The sequence below is a fragment of the uncultured Helicobacter sp. genome (genome assembly GCF_949282165.1).
Classification (GTDB): Bacteria; Campylobacterota; Campylobacteria; order Campylobacterales; family Helicobacteraceae; genus Helicobacter_F.
Genome location: NZ_CASDOV010000004.1, coordinates 148,799 through 164,773, shown reverse-complemented (window position 1 = coordinate 164,773; position 15,975 = coordinate 148,799). Strand labels below are relative to the sequence as shown.

Sequence of the window (15,975 nt, the reverse complement as noted above, 5' to 3'; positions counted from 1 at the left end):
CCAAAACTACCTCTCACGCCTAAGCCCCAGCGTGCTCTTTGCCCTGCGCTCTTATAAGCGCAAATTCCCTCACACTAAGCTTATCTTTACGCAGCATAACTTTGGCGTTTGTCCTAATGGCGGCTTGTATAACTACGCGCAAAAATCCATTTGTGAGGCGTGCATAGGGCACTCAAAGTTTCGCATTATGTGGAAAAACTGCGACAGACGCGGGCGGATATACTCGCTTTTAAAAGGCGTGCGCACATTGTTTTATTGTGGGATTTTTATGCACGAGGACAAGCTCTTTGATAAAATCCTGTGTGTGGGGGAGTTTCAGTGCCAAAAGCATAAAGATGATGGCTTTGATCCCAAAAAGCTAGAAGTCCTGCAAAACCCCATACAAATGCAGTTTTATAACTCTGATGTGCGCTTAAAGGATAAGCAAAATCTCATCGTGTTTTTTGGCAGGCTCGCACCGGAAAAAAATGTGCCCCTACTCATCGAGGCGTTTGCGAGGCTTATCAAAAAGCCAGAGTTTGCCTCATATCAGCTTTGTATCATCGGTGATGGCGAGGATAGGGCGCGTTGTGAAAATCTCGCACGAAGCCTCCTAGCTCCAAAAATCCCACCAAATCCACACCAAACGCGCTCACAAGATTCACAGAGTGCTATCACGCACTACACATTCCTTGGGAGACAATCGCCCACGCAGATAGCGCAGATTCTAAAAACCGCCAAGATCTCTGTGGTGCCCTCACTATGGTATGAAACTTTTGGGCTGGTGATTGTGGAGTCTATCCTCGCAGGCGCACTGCCTCTCGTCTCGCGTATCGGCGCGCTCAAGGAGACGATTGAGGAGTTTTGTGGGTGCAGCTTTGCCTTTGAGATTGATGTATCTAAGCCCTATGGCGAGCGGTTTTTGGCAAATGTAGAGAATCTTGAGATTGTGCTTAGCTCGAGTTTGCGCTCCTATGAGGAGATTTGGCAGGAGTTTATCACAAAGCGTGAGGAAATCGTGCAAAACCTCGGCAACCCCAAGTATCTGCGCGATCTTATGAAAATTTATGAGCTCGGGGGGGGGGCATTATCTTAATTGATATATTGCTCATATTAGCTTGCTTATACGCGCGTTACCCAATCGTGTTTTTAGATTCCCAATCCCCTGCGAACTTGGCGCGTATTTTGCGCTATGCCAAACTCGCCGTGATGCCCACAAAGTGCTATGAGACTTTTGGGCTAAGCATTGCTGAATCTACCCTAAGCGGAGCGATCCCGCTCGCAAGCGGCATAGGCGCATACGGGGATACTGCAAGGGAGTTTTGTGGCTTTAGCTTTGAGCTTTATGCGGAGGAGGGTGCGCATCTTGTGGCGAAGATGAGCGAGATTTTGGGCTCTTATCCCATAGTTTGGAGAGAGTTTGAATCTAAGCGCGCATTGCTTGTGCAAGGTTTATCACACCAACAATATTTAAAAAACCTTTTGTCGCTTTACCAAAGCTAGGATTTGCAAAAAAACACCCCAAAAATATGCTAAAATACCCCGCAATCACACAGAATCTTGCTATGTATAAAGAGGGATTATGCAGTTTGAAATGTTGTATTCTAAAATCCATCGTGCGCGGGTGAGTGATGCCAATCTCGAGTATGTCGGCTCTATCACGATTGATGAGAATCTAGCCAAAAGTGCTAAGCTCAAAGAGGGAATGAAAGTCGATGTGCTAAATTGCAATAATGGCGCGCGCTTTAGCACCTATGTGATTTATGGAGACAAGCAGGGCGAGATATGTATCAATGGCGCAGCGGCACGCAAGGCGCAAGTGGGCGATATCGTGATCATTGTGGCGTATGCGCTGCTAGAGGAGAGTGAGTGCGAGGGCTTCAAGCCCACGATCGTGCAAATAGATGCGCAGGCAAACAATCGCATTATTTGCATTTCTTAAAGATAAAAGGGGAGAGGTATGTTTGATCCAAAGCAGCTAGGTGCGATGTTTGGCAGTATCCAAGATTCACTAAAAGAATTTGCTGATAAAAATAAAGAGATGATTTTCACTGCCAAAAGTGGTGGCGGACTAGTAGAAGTCAGTCTCAATGGCGTGGGCGAAGTGGTGGATATAAAAATTGATGATAGCCTGCTAGAGGATAAGGACTCGTTGCAGATTCTGCTCATAGGCGCGATTAATGACGTGTATAAAAATGTCGAGCAAAACAAGCAAAAAAGTGCGCTTGATATGCTTGGCGGCTTTGATATGTTTAAAAAATAAGGCGCGCTTTTGAAGTGGTGGGTGCTCTGCTGTGCCTTTGTGTGTGCTCTGTGCTCACAGGAGTATGATTATACGCATTGTATGGAGTATTACAAAAACGCTAGCGTGGCGGTGGGCGATACGCGCGCGGTGGCGCTTAAACACAATGGCAAGGTGGTGTATTTCCTTTATGCGCGCACCCCGCCAAAGGCTAAGATTCTAAAAAGCGATCCATTTATGGGATTTTATCTCATAGAATCTGCACCCACCAAGCTAAGCTACGATCTGCTTGCACTCGATAAACGCACGATAGAGGATAAAAATCTCGTAGCCATATCTGCTAAATCCCCCATTAGAGGGCATATCACAGGGCGGCAGGGCGGCTACACGCACTATGCGCAATTTTCTAACACTCTAGAGCGCAATAGCGTGATTGGCAATATCTGCTACCAAATCTATGGCGTGGGCGTGGGCGGCAAGGGCTTTATCGAGCGAGCCTATATTGAGCGATTTTTAAATGCTAAAGAGGTTGCTTATAGCGATATTGGCGTGCGATTAGATTCTAAACGCGCGGTGGTGGTGCTAAGCGATCCGTTTTTTCCGCATAATCCTTTCTTGCAAGGCGATGAGATCGTGAGCATAAACGCGAGCAAAATCACTTCGAGCACGCAAGCCATTTGGGCGATTACCAATCTCCCTCGCACGCGGGAAGCTATGGTGCAGGTGCGCCGCGGCGGGGAGATTCTAAATTTTGCGATTAAGCCCGATAGACTCTATGGCGGATTTTTGCTAAGCGATACTTTTTTGGAACGCTTTGGGATTAGGCTTGATAGCAATCTAGTGATTTTGAGCAAGCACGATGCACCAAATCGCTTCAAAGAACTCAAAGTGGGCGATAAAATCGTGTGGATAAACAAAAAACCCGCCACGCTAGAGAATCTAAAAAACCTCTTAAGCCACACGCTTACCCCAGAGGAGCTTGCCAAGTATGAGGGCAAGATTCAGCTATTTGTGCGCCGCGGCGAGTTTGAGTTTTTTATAAAGATTTAGGGAGAGATATGGACAGAGCGATTATGCAGGAGTTTGAGGAGTTTGTGAGGCAGAGTGCGCCACAGGTGGAGAGCTTCCACCCTAGCTACCAAAAGGCGTTGTGGGAGATGGTGCTCGCGGGGGGCAAGAGGTTTCGCCCCGCTTTGTGTCTGTGCGTGGTGGAGTCCCTTGCGCCCCAAATGCGCAAAAATGCCTTCCTCCCCGCGCTTGCGTTAGAATCTCTGCACACTTACTCGCTCATACACGATGATTTGCCTTGTATGGACAATTCCCCTTTGCGCCGCGGTTATCCGACTTTGCACATAACCTATGATGAGACACTCGCTCTGCTCGTGGGCGATGCGCTCAATACCTATGCCTTTGAGCTCCTAAGCACCGCGCGCCTAAGCCCGCAGACAAAAGTCGAGCTCATCTATGAGTTAGCGCGCAATGCGGGCTTTAGCGGTATGGTGCTAGGGCAGGTGCTAGATTGTGCGTATGAGAATACTAGGCTAAGCCTTGAGCAGCTAAAGACTATCCACCAAAACAAGACTTTAAAGCTCATCGCCACTTCCCTGCGCTTTGGCGCGATCATCGCCAATGCTCCAAAGGAGGTGCGCACACACCTTGATAGCTTTGGTGCGGCGTTGGGGCTATTCTTTCAGGTGCGCGATGATTTGCTCGATGTGCTAGGCGATAGCGCGCTAGAGGGCAAGACTCTGCACAATGATGAGGGCAAAAACACCTATGTGAATCTTCTAGGAATAGAGGGTGCGCGCACGCAATGTGAGGAGCTTATAGAATCTATGCGTGCCTGCCTTGCCCTGCTGCCCACGATTTTAGCGCGCAATCTACTCGCGCTCATAGAGCCGTATTTTATGATTAAAGGAGAGTGATGAAAAACATACTTTTGACAAACGATGATGGCTTTGAATCTAGAGGGCTTTTGGCACTCAAAAACGCGCTTAAAGACTTCGCGAGAATCGTGGTAGTCGCCCCCGCTAGTGAAAAATCTGCGTGCGGGCACGGGCTAAGTATCACGCGTCCCTTGCGGTTTGTGCAAGTCGATGATGATTTTTATAAGCTTGAAGATGGCACGCCAAGTGATTGCGTGTATTTGGCACTCAACAATATTTATGGCGAGAATGCACGTCCGGATTTGGTAATCTCTGGGATTAATATCGGCTCAAATATGGGCGAGGACATTACCTACTCTGGCACGGCTGCTGGGGCTATGGAGGGCTGTCTGCACGGGATAGATTCTATTGCTATCTCTCAAGCTATGCGTGATAAAAATCTCGCACAAGATTTTGATTTTGCGCTAGCGTGCGAGAGCATTAGCGCGCTTGTGGAGCGGATTTTTGCTAAAGGTTTTCCGCTAAGCAAACGCAAGTTTTTAAATGTCAATATCCCACAAATCACGCCCGCGCAGTGCAAGGGGACGCTAGTAACACAAATGGGGTATAGAATCTATGGCAACGAAGCCCAACTCCACCGCAATCCACGCGGGCAGGAATACCATTGGCTAGGCTTGCAGCCCCTGATGTGGGAGGCGCGCACGGATATGCCTGAGGTTAATGGCGAGGTGTTTGGTGGGAAGAGTGATTTTGACGCGATTAGGGAGCAGTATGTCTCTATCACACCCATTAAGCTCGATCTCACAAGCTATGAAGATGTGCGCGGTGTGCAAAAGTGGCTATGAGTGTTTGGGCTGTGAGTGCGGACTATGAGTGAGATTCTGACAAATAAGGCTGTGGGCGAGGATAGATTCACACGCTCTAGGATTCTCTTTGGCGAGGGCTTTAGGGCGTTACAACGCACGCGCGTGATACTTTTTGGCGTGGGTGGCGTGGGGAGTTTCGCGCTAGATTGTCTCTATCGGAGTGGCATAGGGGAGATAACCATCGTAGATTCTGATAGCTTTGATGTAACCAACCAAAACCGTCAAATCGGCTCTGAGTGCGTAGGCGAGCCCAAAGTAAAGGTGCTAGCGCGCAAATACCCCGGTGTGATCGCGCTAAGGAGGCGCGTGGATGAGGAGTTTTTGCGCACGCACGATATTTTGGGCTATGACTATATCATCGATGCCATAGATGATATACCCGCTAAAGTCGCCATCGCGCGTATCGCCTCACAAAAGCCCTATGGACGCTATATCGTCTCCACAGGCAGTGCCAAAAAGCTCGATCCCACGCGCATACAAGTGGCAAATGTGTGGAAAAGCTATGGTGATAAGTTTGCGCGCAAATTTCGTGAGAATCTCAAAAAATTTACACGCACAGCAAAGATAAAAGTCGTCTTTAGCCCAGAGGAGCCTAAATGCAAGGCATTGGGGAGCTTTAGCGCGGTTACGGGGAGTTTTGGCTTGGTAATTGCTTCGGAAGTGGTGCGAGATATTTTGCAAGGAGAGAATTATGCACATAAGTGAAGATATGTATGAAGATGATGAAGTGTATGAAAACTACGAGGAAGAGGAAAATCCGCAGTATGAAGATGAATTTGAGTATGGCGAGGAGGAGTGGCGCACGGGCAGTGGCTATGACGACGATGACTATGAGAATCCAGACTATGAGTATGAGGAGGAGTGATGCCTAAAGTCGCGCTTATCCAGCAAGCCTATGCGGGCAGTAGGGAGGCGAGTATGGCGCGCAGCAGAGATGAGGTGTTGCGCGCAGCAGAGGGTGGTGCGCAGCTAGTGTGCCTGCAGGAGCTCCATACGCGCGAGTATTTTTGTCAGAGTGAAAATCCTAAATTTTTTGACTATGCCAATGACTTTGAATCCGATGTGGCGTATTTCGCTAATGTGGCAAAGCAGGCAGGCGTGGTGCTTGTGAGCTCGCTTTTTGAGAAACGCACCGCGGGGCTGTATCACAATACCGCAGTGGTGTTTGAATCTAGCGGAGAGATTGCGGGCAAATACCGCAAAATGCACATTCCTGACGATCCGCAGTTTTATGAGAAGTTTTATTTCACGCCCGGGGATTTGGGCTTTGAGCCTATCGATACGAGCGTGGGGCGGCTAGGCGTGCTCGTGTGCTGGGATCAGTGGTATCCCGAGGCAGCGCGTATAATGGCACTCAAAGGCGCGCAGATGCTCATCTATCCCACGGCGATTGGGTGGTTTGATGAGGATAGTGAGGAGGAGAAGTCTCGGCAGCTAGAAGCGTGGATAGCGGTGCAAAGAGGGCATAGTGTAGCAAACGGACTGCCGGTAGTGGCGATAAATCGCGTGGGTTTTGAGCCAGATAGCAGCGACACTTCGCGGGGCATACGATTTTGGGGGCATAGCTTTGCTTTTGGTGCGCAAGGAGAGCTTTTGGCACAGGCAGATTGCGCGCAAGAAGGCGCGATTTTGGTGGATATAGATTTGCGCAGGAGTGAGGAAGTGCGGCGTATGTGGCCATTTTTGCGTGATAGGCGTATAGAATCTTTTAAGCCACTATTAAAAAGATTCTGTGATTAGCAGGCTTTTAAGCGGTGTGAATCTAGCCTGTGTGTGATTTGTGGCTTTGTACCTTGGCGCGTGGCTCACATCCATTCTAGGATTTTTTGCACATCATCGGCTTCAAAGCATTTGAGATTTGTGCGGGATTCTGGCTTTTTGGGCAATATGGCTTTTTGGAATCCATAGCCCTCAAGCTCCCTTAGGCGCGCATCGATATTATGCACTTCTCTGATATCGCCAATGAGGCTAACCTCGCCCAAAAACGCGGTTTTGTTGTGCAGCGGGCGGTTTCTAAAGCTTGAGATAATCGCAGCAATCACGGCGAGATCCGCACTCGTCTCATTTATCTTAATTCCGCCCGTTACATTGATAAACACATCGTAGCGATTGAGCGGGAGCTCTAGTTTGCGCTCTAGCAGGGCTAGGAGCATTGTTAGGCGATTGTTATCAAAGCCCGTGCTGGAGCGTTTGGGATTGCCAAAGCTGCTCTCACTCACTAATGCCTGAATCTCAATCACCAATGCCCTTGATCCCTCCAAAAGCACGCTGATGGCACTCCCGGCTTGTGAGGGCTTTTGAGAAAAAAAGAGCTTGGAGGCGTTTTTGGCACTCACAAGCCCCTCTTCTTTGAGCTCAAAAATCCCTATTTCACTCGTGCTGCCAAAGCGATTTTTAAACCCTCGCAAGATTCTTAAATCCCTACTTGGATCGCCCTCAAAATACAGCACGCAATCTACCATATGTTCTAGCACTCTGGGACCGGCTATCGAGCCTTCTTTGGTGATATGCCCGATGATAAAAACGGCGATATTGTGCTCTTTGGCAAGGCGCATAAGCGCGAAAGTGATCTCGCGCACTTGTGAAACCGAGCCGGGCGCGGAGGCAATATCGGGAGAGTAGAGCGTCTGGATAGAATCTATCACGCACATCGTGTAATCCCCTTGGAGCAGAGTGGCTCGGATTTGGTGCATATCGATTTCATTAAGCAAATAGAGATTTTCATTCACGCAATTTAGCCGTTGCGCGCGTTGCTTAATCTGACTAGGGCTCTCCTCGCCGCTGACATAGAGCACCTTTTTGCCCGTGTGCTGACTGATAGAACCGCTGATTTTGAGTAGTAGAGTGGATTTGCCCACGCCCGGACTTCCGCCCACGAGATACAAGCCACCGCTGACAATCCCCCCGCCTAGCACGATATCAAGCTCTTGCTCATAGGAGGTAAATTTTTGCAACGATTCAAAGGCGACTTGTGTGATTGGTGTGGCTTTGCTCTGTGTGTGCGTGCTTGTGCTTTCTTTCAAGGATTGTATCTGTGTGGCATTAAGCTCGAGGAAGGATTCCCACGCGCCGCAGTTGGTGCATTTGCCAAGCCATTTGGTGCTCTGAAAGCCGCAGTGTTGGCATTCAAAAAGTGTGTGTTTTTTTGCCATCATACCCTACACAAAGATAGAATCTAAAAGCGTTTTGACATACTCACGCGGCTCAAAAGGGAGCAAATCCTCCGCCCCCTCGCCCACGCCCACATAGAGCACGGGGAGCTTTAGCTCGCTCGTGATACTGATGATTGCCCCGCCTTTGCTCGTGCCATCGAGTTTGGTTACGATGATGCCATCAATCTCGGTATGCTCGGAAAAATACTTGGCTTGGTTGATACTCGAGCTTCCTTGTGTGCCATCAAGCACGAGGAGCTTTTGGAGGCGTGCGTTTTGGTTGTGTTGTGTGAGTGCCTTTTCGCTCACGCGGATAATCTTTAAGAGCTCGTTGGTGAGGTTGGTTTGGGTATGTAGCCTCCCTGCGGTATCTAGGAGCAGGACATCATAGCCCTTGGCACAGGCTGAAGAGATCGCATCAAAGGCTAGCGCGCTTGGATCGTGCCCGTGCTTGGTGGCTATCACTGGGATTTGGAGCCTCTCTCCCCAGCTCTTTAGCTGCTCTATGGCTGCTGCGCGGAATGTATCGCCCGCACCTAGGAGCACCTTTTTGCCCTCGTGCTTGTATTTGTTGGCGAGTTTGGCGATGGTGGTGGTTTTGCCCGCGCCGTTGATACCGATGATGAGGAGGATTTCTAGATTCTGTGGTGTTGGGGTAGAATCTAGCGAGCTCGCAGAACTAAGTAGCGAGAGTAGGGCGCGCTCTAATTGTTCCTTGGTGCTATGGGTGGGGAGTGAATCTAGTAGAGATTCTATAATCTCATACGCCACATCAGATTCTATCAAAAGCTCCTCTAGCTCGTCTTTGTGGATTTTTTCTTTTTTAGAGCCAAGCAGAGAGGTGATATTGTTCGTGGTTTTTTTCATTGTTTTGGCGAGGAGGGAAAACATAGCGGGCTCCTGTATGCAAATGTGATTAGGGATTTTGGGTTTGTGAATCTTGGGTTACTTCCCGTGTCTGTTGTGGTTGCGTGTCCTCATTCTCTTGGGTGGATTCCGTGGCTTGTGAATCTTGGGTAGATTCTGTAGTGCCTAAGTCTGTCTCGATTTGGTGGGATTCTCTGTCGTGGATAAGAAAGAGTATATCACGCTCTAGCATTTCTGGAGGCGTGAGCCCGGCATAATCGATGACTTTGTTGCCCTCTGTGTCAAAAAGCGCGAGATAGCCCTGTGAGATGTCTTTGCCAAGGAATTCTAGGAGATTTTGTGAATCGCTTGGCGCATAGATTGGGTAGCTTTTGTGATGGCTTTTGAGCACTTCGTCTATGCCTGTGCTTTGGGGCTGTGCTGCGAGGATGAGGAGATTGATTTGGGAGGCGTATTTTTCTTTGAGTTGAATGATATAGGGGGTTTGCGTGAGGCAGTTTTGGCACTCATCTTGCACAAAAAGCACGATGGTGGGTTTTGGCTCTTCAAAGATACTTTTGCCAATGTCGTTTTTGGGCGTGTTTTGGTCTTTGGCAGGATAAAAGGCTAGCCGTTCGCTAGGCTGATCGAGCACCTCTATGATAAAACTTTGGATAAAGTCTTGGGTGGGGTTAGAATCTTGTGTGCTTGTGGTAATGAGTGTGTAGGCAAATATATCGCGTTTTTGGGCAATCTGGGATTCTTGCTTGTCCTTGCAGGCTACTAGCAAGCCCGCTATCACACACACACAGCCCAAAACCTTGAGAAATCTTTTCATAACGCTACCTCCGGAAAAACACAATGTGATACAATGCCGTGATTATACAAAAAAGGAGTGGATTTGTCTATCGATGTGCAGGGCGCAAAAGCGCAGAGGGCAAAAAGTGCCTTTCGCCTATGGAGCAAGCAGTGCTTGCAAAAGGCGTATGTGAAAGACTGCAGGGGCACTGATGTGGCGTCATATCGCATAAATGCGCAAGTTGCAAAGATTCTCCAAAGCCTGCAAGCACGCAAGATTTTGCTCTATACGCCCTTTGGCTTTGAATCTGATAGCAAAAAGCTACTTTTGCGCCTAAGAAAGCAGGGGAAGCAAATTTTTATCCCCTACATTATGGAAGGAATAAGGTTTAAGGTGCTACCATTGCGTTTGCCGTTGCAAAAAAACAAGTATGGTATTTTTGAAACAAGCAAATCAGAATTTAATTTAGCAAAAATCGACACGGCTGTGATACCGGTATTAGGGATTGATAGAAGCTTTAAGCGTATAGGGTTTGGCAAGGGAATGTATGACAGATTTTTTTCGCAATACCACAAAAAAACAATTCCGCTTATTTTTGTAAGTCGGCTTGCTTGCGTGAGCGAGCAGGTGCTGACACAATCTCACGATATACGAGGACATTATTTTGTCAGTGCGGCGATGTGTTGTAAAAGGACACGATATGGACATTCTTTTAAAAGTGATAGAGTTTATAATCTTTGGCGTTATCGTGGGTGTGGCAACCTATCTAGTAACCAAAAAGATTTTTAGCTCAAATATCAGTGTATTGTTGGAGCAGGCAAAGGCAAAGGCTAAGGCGATAGAATACGAAGCCCAAAAGCTCCTTAGCGAGCATAAAGTGAGATACAAAGAAGCCGAGCTAGAGCTCAAGCAAAAATACGAGCAAAAGCAAAACTCCCTCAAGCAAAAATATGAGCAAAAAATGAGCGATATCGAAAAAGAAGAGTATAAGCTCCGCCACCAAATCGAGCGAGAAAGTCAGATTTTGCAGGACGAAAAGCAGAGATTAAATCGCTTAGAAAATAAGATTCTCAATACAGATTCTATCAATAAAAAAGTCAGGGATCAGTATGAGGACGCAAGAAAGGAAGCCATAGAGCTACTGAGTAATTACACGCAGCTCCCGCGCCAAGAGGCTAGAGAGATTTTGCTAGGGCTTTTAGAAGAGGAGCTTGTGGAGGATAGGGCGCGTATGATTAGGCGTTATGAAGCACAGGCTAAGCAGGAGGCGCAAAAAAAGGCAAACTATATCCTCGCACAAGCCACCACGCGCTATGCAGGGGAATACGCTAGCGAGCGGCTTATCAATGTCGTCCATCTCCCAAGTGACGAGCTAAAGGGGCGCATCATAGGCAAGGAGGGGCGCAATATCCGCACATTAGAAATGCTTAGCGGCGTGGATATCATCGTCGATGATACGCCAAATACGATTGTTGTGAGTAGCTTTAATCTCTATCGGCGCACCATCGCGCTAAAAACCATAGAAGCCCTGATAGAGGACGGCAGGATTCAGCCTGCGCGCATAGAGGAGATGTATGAGAAAGTCTCTAGCCAAATGGAGGAGCAGATTCTAAGTGATGGCGAGGAAATCGTGCTTGATATGGGGCTTGGCTATATGCACCCAGAGCTTAAAAAACTGCTTGGCAAGATGAAATATCGCGCGAGCTTTGGGCAAAATGCGTTGGGGCACTCCATAGAAGTGGCAAAACTCGCATCAATCATCGCAGGGGAACTAGGTGGCGATGAGAAGCTCGCAAGGCGCGCTGGAATCTTGCACGATATTGGCAAATCCCTCACACAAGAGCTTGGCGGGAGTCATGTGGATTTAGGTGTGGAGATGTGCTCGCGCTATGAGGAGCATCCGGTAGTGATAAATGCGATTTTGGCTCATCACGGGCACGAGGAAGCAAAAAGCATAGAATGTGCCGCGGTGTGTGCAGCCGATGCGCTATCGGCAGCGCGTCCGGGTGCTAGGAGAGAGGCATTAGAGAACTTCCTTAAGCGTATGCAAGATATCGAGCATATCGCGCTAGAGAAATTTGGCGTCAAGCAAGCGTATGCCATTAGCGCAGGGCGTGAGGTGCGTGTGATTGTGGGCGCGGATTTGGTGAGTGATGATGAGAGCGTTGTCCTAGCGCGTGATATCGCTAGAGATATTCAGTCAAACCTCCAATACCCCGGCGAGATCAAAGTCAATGTGATTCGTGAGTTTCGGACGATAGAATACGCAAAATAACAAAAGGAGCTAGTATGCAGTGGGATAAGACATCGTGGCGCGACAAACCTATTAAGCAGCACCCCATTTATGAGGACACACAGGCACTTAGTGAAGTCGAGCAGAGTTTGGCACAATACCCACCGCTTGTGTTTGCCGGAGAGGCTAGAGCACTCAAAGCCCAGCTTGCCAAAGTCTCTAGAGGCGAGGCATTTTTGCTACAAGGTGGGGATTGCGCGGAGAGCTTTTCGCAGTTTAACGCCACAAATATCCGCGATTTGTTTAAGGTTATTATCCAAATGGGGGCGATTCTCACATACGGGGCGAGTTGTCCGGTTGTCAAGATAGGCAGGATGGCGGGGCAGTTTGCCAAACCGCGCAGTAGCGATATGGAGAGCATTGATGGTGTGAGTTTGCCAAGCTATCGCGGGGATTTGATCAATGATGTGGCATTTACCCCACAAGCGCGCAAGGCAGATCCACAGAGGCTTTTGCAAGGCTATCATCAGAGCGCGGCTACGCTCAATCTCTTGCGAGCCTTTGCGCAAGGTGGCTTTGCCGATCTCAATCAAGTGCATAAATGGAATCTAAGCTTTGTCAAAGACAATGCCTTTGGGCAGAAATACGAGGAGCTCGCGGATAGAATCACGCAAGCCCTCGCTTTTATGAGCGCGTGCGGGATAGATTCTAAAAACTTCCCTATTTTGCGCGAGACGGAATTTTACACTTCTCACGAGGCACTTGTGCTGCATTATGAGGAGCAGCTATGTCGGCAGGATTCACTCACAGGAGAGTGGTATGACTGCTCGGCGCATATGTTATGGATTGGCGAGCGCACAAGGGGCTTAGATGAGGCGCATATGGAGTTTTTGCGTGGTGTCAAAAATCCTCTAGGTGTCAAAATCGGACCAAATGCTACCAAAGAGGATATCCTAGGAATCTGTGATATTTTAAACCCACAAAATGAGCACGGGAGGCTAAATCTCATCATTCGTATGGGGGCTGATGTGATCAAAGAAAAGCTGCCAAAATTGCTAGATTCTCTCAAAAATGAGGGGCGCAATATCCTCTGGAGCTGCGATCCGATGCACGGCAATACGATAAAGGCGCAAAGTGGCTATAAGACGCGGAACTTTGATAGAATCTTAGATGAGGTTAAGAGCTTTTTTGAGATTCACAAAGCCAATGGCACGATCGCTGGGGGCGTGCATCTAGAAATGACAGGTATGGATGTGACAGAATGCACGGGCGGCTCGCAGGCGATTACCGAAGAGGGCTTAGCGTGCAACTACAACACGCAGTGCGATCCGCGCCTGAACGCAATGCAGGCTATTGAGATGGCATTTTTGATCGCTGATATGATAAAGGGTATGAGGTAACCTCTAAACCACAAGGAGTGCAGATGAATAACACGGTGCAAATTGATGTGCGGGATTTGCCCTGCCCCCAACCGGTAGTCAAGGTAAAAAAGGCATTGGTGGGGGTTACAGAGGAGACGCTTAGGCACGCGAGTTATGAGATTTTGGGCAATACACTCACGGCAAAGGAGAATCTCTCGCGTTTTTTGCGCACTGCTGGCTATGAGTTTGAGATAGGGCATTCCCAAGGCGATCAGTATATGATCCTCATCAAGGGCAAGAGCGATGGCACAAAGCGGCAGGTGAGTGAAAGAATTATCCCAAAGATTTTGTTTGTAACTGATGATAAAGTCGGCGAGGGGGAACTTGGCGTGATGCTTGTCAATGCGTTTTTAAAGTCGCTAAGCAATACCGATGTCCTGCCACAAAAGATCATCTTTGTCAATCGCGGCGTGCTACTCACCACCGATAATGCAGAGGTGGAAAACGATGAGATTGTGGAGATGCTAAAGGAGCTTGAGAAAAGCGGCGTGGAGATTTATTCCTGTGGTTCGTGCTTGAGCTATTATGCTTTGACGGAGCGTCTGAAAGTGGGAATGATAGGCAATGCCCTAGAGAGTATGCAAAATATGCTCAAAAGTGAAGGTGTCGTGAGATTGTAGCCATGTAAGGAGTGTGTGTGGAAGAGATGAGGGGCTTGACGCAGTTTGTATCGTGTGCTGGGTGAGCGGCAAAGGTAGGTCCGGAGGATCTTAGACAAATGACAAGCTCGCTTAAGCAGCCGCCCTTTAAGGATTTGGTAGTCGGCTTTGAGAGCAGTGAGGATTGCGGTGCGTTTGTGCTAGATTCAGCAGAATCTGGGCAGATTTTGTTAAATACCGCGGATTTTATCACGCCCATTGTCGATGATCCCTATATCTATGGGCAGATTGCTGCGGCAAATTCACTAAGCGATGTGTTTGCGATGGGTGGTAGGGCTCTTAGCGCGCTTAATCTCTTTATGTGGGATAGTGCAAATGTGAGCAAGGAGATGGCGCGCGAGATCCTCCAAGGCGGGCTTAGTAAGATTACAGAATCTCAGGCTATGCTTTTGGGCGGGCATACCACAAGCGATAGTGAGCAAAAGTATGGTTTGAGTGTTACGGGGATTGTAGAATCTACGCATTTGTGGCGCAACAACACCGCGCAAATAGGCGATATGCTGGTGCTGTGCAAGCCTATCGGTTCTGGGATTGTGAGCACGGGGCTTAAGGCACGAGCGATCACGCAAGCTGATGAGATGGTGCAGTCTCTGTGTAAGCTCAATCTCTACGCCACACAGGCGGCGCGAAAGTATCAGATTCACGCTTGCACAGATATCACAGGCTTTGGGCTTATCGGACATATTTTTGAGATGTGCTCTAAGGGCAGGGCGCCCTATTCCGCGCTAGTGTATAGCAGCGATGTGCCAATTTTTGCTCAAGTAGATTTACTAGCGCAAGAGGGCATTATTCCCGGTGGGACATATAAGAATAAAGAGGCATTTAGCGCGTTTGTGGGCATAGAATGCGATATGAGTGATGATATTATCTATTATGATGTGCAGACAAGCGGAGGGTTGCTCTTTGCGCTGCCTATAAGCGAAGCAAAGGAGCTCGTGTATGATTTGCGAAAATTAGGCTATGAGGGTGCGAGTATCATCGGGGAGATTCTGCCTAGACGCCAACACACCATCATTTTGGGCTAGTTGGATTCTAAAGCTTAATGGGATTTTAATCAAAGTTTTTTTACAATCTTTGGCGTTATGAGACTTTAAGCCTTTAAGGATTATGTATGGCAGAAATACAAAAAGAGTATTATCCAGATGGGAGCTTGATGTGTGAGAGCTCATATCGGGGTGAGCTAAAGCACGGCGTGGAGAAGTTTTATTACCAAAATGGTGCGCTGCAGTCTAAGCAGCACTATGTCGATGGCGTGCAGGAGTGGTATTATAATGATGGCACGCTAAAGCTTCAAACGCCTATGGTGCGTGGGAAAAAGGAAGGCAAAGAAGTGGAATACCATCAAAATGGCAAAGTCAAAAGCACGATTTGCTGGCGTGATGGGAAAAAAGATGGGCTTAGCACTGAGTATTATGAAGATGGCACAAAGATGCTTGAGATGTCTTTTGAAGCAGATGTGATAAATGGAGTGGAGCTGTGGTATCACGCAAATGGCACGATCATTAGTAAGACGCCTTTTGTCAATGGCGAGATATGTGGCATACAGGAGATCTTTAGCCCAGAGGGAATCTTGCAAGAATCTAGAGAATGGGTGCGTGGCGAGGTGCATTTTGTCAAGGAGTATCACGAAAATGGGATATTACGCTCAGCTGTCGCATATGATGAGGAAGACAGAAAGCAAGGCATAGGGAAATACTACGATAAAGAGGGGAATCTCGAGCGTGAGGTAACCTATGACAAAGATATAATCTGTGGCATCGTGCGGGAATATAATAAAAATGGGCTTGTGAGTGAGAGTGTGTATGAAAATGGCAAAAAGGTGAGTAGCAAAGAGATGGGCAGATAGAAGTCGCCTAGATTCACAATTAGATTCAGTAAGAGAGACTTGTAGG

At 48.1% G+C, this 15,975-nt stretch carries 18 protein-coding genes and 1 pseudogene; 16 read left to right on the top strand and 3 right to left on the bottom strand.

Features of this window, described 5'->3' with window-relative positions:
- The 10 genes from ACH2BK_RS04105 to ACH2BK_RS04060 form a co-directional block, all read left to right on the top strand.
- Positions 1-1,075, top strand: a 1,075-nt coding sequence (locus ACH2BK_RS04105; protein ID WP_395002184.1) for a glycosyltransferase family 4 protein, incomplete at its 5' end; no start/stop codon positions are given.
- An 8-nt stretch (positions 1,076-1,083) separates the two neighbouring features.
- On the top strand, positions 1,084-1,482 hold the full coding sequence (locus ACH2BK_RS04100; protein WP_395002183.1) for a glycosyltransferase: 399 nt from the start codon (positions 1,084-1,086) through the stop codon (positions 1,480-1,482).
- Positions 1,483-1,561: 79 nt separating this feature from the next.
- Positions 1,562-1,921 (top strand): aspartate 1-decarboxylase, encoded by a 360-nt coding sequence (gene panD / locus ACH2BK_RS04095; RefSeq protein WP_394995176.1) that lies wholly within the window; start codon positions 1,562-1,564, stop codon positions 1,919-1,921.
- Between the two features lie 18 nt (positions 1,922-1,939).
- Positions 1,940-2,242: a YbaB/EbfC family nucleoid-associated protein gene (locus ACH2BK_RS04090; RefSeq protein WP_395002182.1), complete on the top strand. Its 303-nt coding sequence runs from the start codon at positions 1,940-1,942 to the stop codon at positions 2,240-2,242.
- A 9-nt stretch (positions 2,243-2,251) separates the two neighbouring features.
- Positions 2,252-3,271: a PDZ domain-containing protein gene (locus tag ACH2BK_RS04085; protein WP_394995171.1), complete on the top strand. Its 1,020-nt coding sequence runs from the start codon at positions 2,252-2,254 to the stop codon at positions 3,269-3,271.
- Between the two features lie 8 nt (positions 3,272-3,279).
- Entirely contained in the window at positions 3,280-4,146 is an 867-nt protein-coding gene (locus ACH2BK_RS04080; RefSeq protein WP_394995169.1) for a polyprenyl synthetase family protein, read from the top strand.
- Positions 4,146-4,952 carry a 5'/3'-nucleotidase SurE gene (surE, locus tag ACH2BK_RS04075; RefSeq protein WP_394995166.1) on the top strand — a complete coding sequence of 269 codons (807 nt, stop codon included), beginning with the start codon at positions 4,146-4,148 and terminating at the stop codon, positions 4,950-4,952. Before ACH2BK_RS04080 ends, surE begins: the two co-directional genes overlap by 1 nt.
- Before the next feature lie 24 nt (positions 4,953-4,976).
- Entirely contained in the window at positions 4,977-5,678 is a 702-nt protein-coding gene (locus tag ACH2BK_RS04070; protein WP_394995164.1) for a ThiF family adenylyltransferase, read from the top strand.
- Positions 5,665-5,838, top strand: coding sequence for a hypothetical protein (locus tag ACH2BK_RS04065; protein WP_395002181.1), 174 nt, complete (start codon positions 5,665-5,667; stop codon positions 5,836-5,838). Before ACH2BK_RS04070 ends, ACH2BK_RS04065 begins: the two co-directional genes overlap by 14 nt.
- Positions 5,838-6,713: a carbon-nitrogen hydrolase gene (locus tag ACH2BK_RS04060; RefSeq protein ID WP_394995160.1), complete on the top strand. Its 876-nt coding sequence runs from the start codon at positions 5,838-5,840 to the stop codon at positions 6,711-6,713. Before ACH2BK_RS04065 ends, ACH2BK_RS04060 begins: the two co-directional genes overlap by 1 nt.
- A gap of 65 nt (positions 6,714-6,778) precedes the next feature.
- Here ACH2BK_RS04060 and radA read toward each other — a convergent pair whose 3' ends face one another.
- The 3 genes from radA to ACH2BK_RS04045 are packed head-to-tail and all read right to left on the bottom strand — an operon-like array spanning position 6,779 to position 9,809.
- Positions 6,779-8,125 carry a DNA repair protein RadA gene (gene radA, locus ACH2BK_RS04055; protein ID WP_395002192.1) on the bottom strand — a complete coding sequence of 449 codons (1,347 nt, stop codon included), beginning with the start codon at positions 8,123-8,125 and terminating at the stop codon, positions 6,779-6,781.
- 6 nt (positions 8,126-8,131) lie between these two features.
- Complete coding sequence (gene ftsY, locus ACH2BK_RS04050) at positions 8,132-9,016, bottom strand: signal recognition particle-docking protein FtsY (protein WP_394995157.1); 885 nt, start codon at positions 9,014-9,016, stop codon at positions 8,132-8,134.
- 25 nt (positions 9,017-9,041) lie between these two features.
- Complete coding sequence (locus ACH2BK_RS04045; protein ID WP_395002180.1) at positions 9,042-9,809, bottom strand: TlpA family protein disulfide reductase; 768 nt, start codon at positions 9,807-9,809, stop codon at positions 9,042-9,044.
- Positions 9,810-9,872: 63 nt separating this feature from the next.
- Between ACH2BK_RS04045 and ACH2BK_RS04040 the strand changes: the two genes are divergently transcribed.
- The 6 genes and pseudogenes from ACH2BK_RS04040 (at position 9,873) to ACH2BK_RS04015 (ending at position 15,929) form a co-directional block, all read left to right on the top strand.
- Positions 9,873-10,559, top strand: a complete 687-nt coding sequence (locus ACH2BK_RS04040) for a 5-formyltetrahydrofolate cyclo-ligase (protein ID WP_394995151.1) — start codon at positions 9,873-9,875, stop codon at positions 10,557-10,559.
- A complete protein-coding gene (gene rny / locus ACH2BK_RS04035) occupies positions 10,489-12,045 on the top strand; it encodes a ribonuclease Y (RefSeq protein ID WP_395002191.1) in 1,557 nt (518 codons plus the stop codon). The genes ACH2BK_RS04040 and rny overlap by 71 nt, the downstream gene beginning before the upstream one ends.
- Positions 12,046-12,059: 14 nt before the next feature.
- On the top strand, positions 12,060-13,403 hold the full coding sequence (locus ACH2BK_RS04030; protein WP_394995149.1) for a class II 3-deoxy-7-phosphoheptulonate synthase: 1,344 nt from the start codon (positions 12,060-12,062) through the stop codon (positions 13,401-13,403).
- A gap of 23 nt (positions 13,404-13,426) precedes the next feature.
- On the top strand, positions 13,427-14,044 hold the full coding sequence (gene yedF, locus ACH2BK_RS04025) for a sulfurtransferase-like selenium metabolism protein YedF (RefSeq protein WP_394995146.1): 618 nt from the start codon (positions 13,427-13,429) through the stop codon (positions 14,042-14,044).
- Between the two features lie 77 nt (positions 14,045-14,121).
- Positions 14,122-15,108 (top strand): annotated as a pseudogene (gene selD, locus ACH2BK_RS04020) (selenide, water dikinase SelD); the annotation flags it as partial.
- A gap of 86 nt (positions 15,109-15,194) precedes the next feature.
- Positions 15,195-15,929: a toxin-antitoxin system YwqK family antitoxin gene (locus tag ACH2BK_RS04015; RefSeq protein ID WP_395002179.1), complete on the top strand. Its 735-nt coding sequence runs from the start codon at positions 15,195-15,197 to the stop codon at positions 15,927-15,929.
- Positions 15,930-15,975 lie beyond the last annotated feature (46 nt).

Coding starts and splice junctions, on each gene's coding strand:
- panD (WP_394995176.1), top strand. CDS start 1,562: ATGCAGTTTGAAATGTTGTATTCTAAAATCCATCGTGCGCGGGTGAGT.
- ACH2BK_RS04090 (WP_395002182.1), top strand. CDS start 1,940: ATGTTTGATCCAAAGCAGCTAGGTGCGATGTTTGGCAGTATCCAAGAT.
- ACH2BK_RS04080 (WP_394995169.1), top strand. CDS start 3,280: ATGGACAGAGCGATTATGCAGGAGTTTGAGGAGTTTGTGAGGCAGAGT.
- surE (WP_394995166.1), top strand. CDS start 4,146: ATGAAAAACATACTTTTGACAAACGATGATGGCTTTGAATCTAGAGGG.
- ACH2BK_RS04070 (WP_394995164.1), top strand. CDS start 4,977: ATGAGTGAGATTCTGACAAATAAGGCTGTGGGCGAGGATAGATTCACA.
- ACH2BK_RS04065 (WP_395002181.1), top strand. CDS start 5,665: ATGCACATAAGTGAAGATATGTATGAAGATGATGAAGTGTATGAAAAC.
- ACH2BK_RS04060 (WP_394995160.1), top strand. CDS start 5,838: ATGCCTAAAGTCGCGCTTATCCAGCAAGCCTATGCGGGCAGTAGGGAG.
- radA (WP_395002192.1), bottom strand. CDS start 8,125: ATGGCAAAAAAACACACACTTTTTGAATGCCAACACTGCGGCTTTCAG.
- ftsY (WP_394995157.1), bottom strand. CDS start 9,016: ATGTTTTCCCTCCTCGCCAAAACAATGAAAAAAACCACGAACAATATC.
- ACH2BK_RS04045 (WP_395002180.1), bottom strand. CDS start 9,809: ATGAAAAGATTTCTCAAGGTTTTGGGCTGTGTGTGTGTGATAGCGGGC.
- ACH2BK_RS04030 (WP_394995149.1), top strand. CDS start 12,060: ATGCAGTGGGATAAGACATCGTGGCGCGACAAACCTATTAAGCAGCAC.
- yedF (WP_394995146.1), top strand. CDS start 13,427: ATGAATAACACGGTGCAAATTGATGTGCGGGATTTGCCCTGCCCCCAA.
- ACH2BK_RS04015 (WP_395002179.1), top strand. CDS start 15,195: ATGGCAGAAATACAAAAAGAGTATTATCCAGATGGGAGCTTGATGTGT.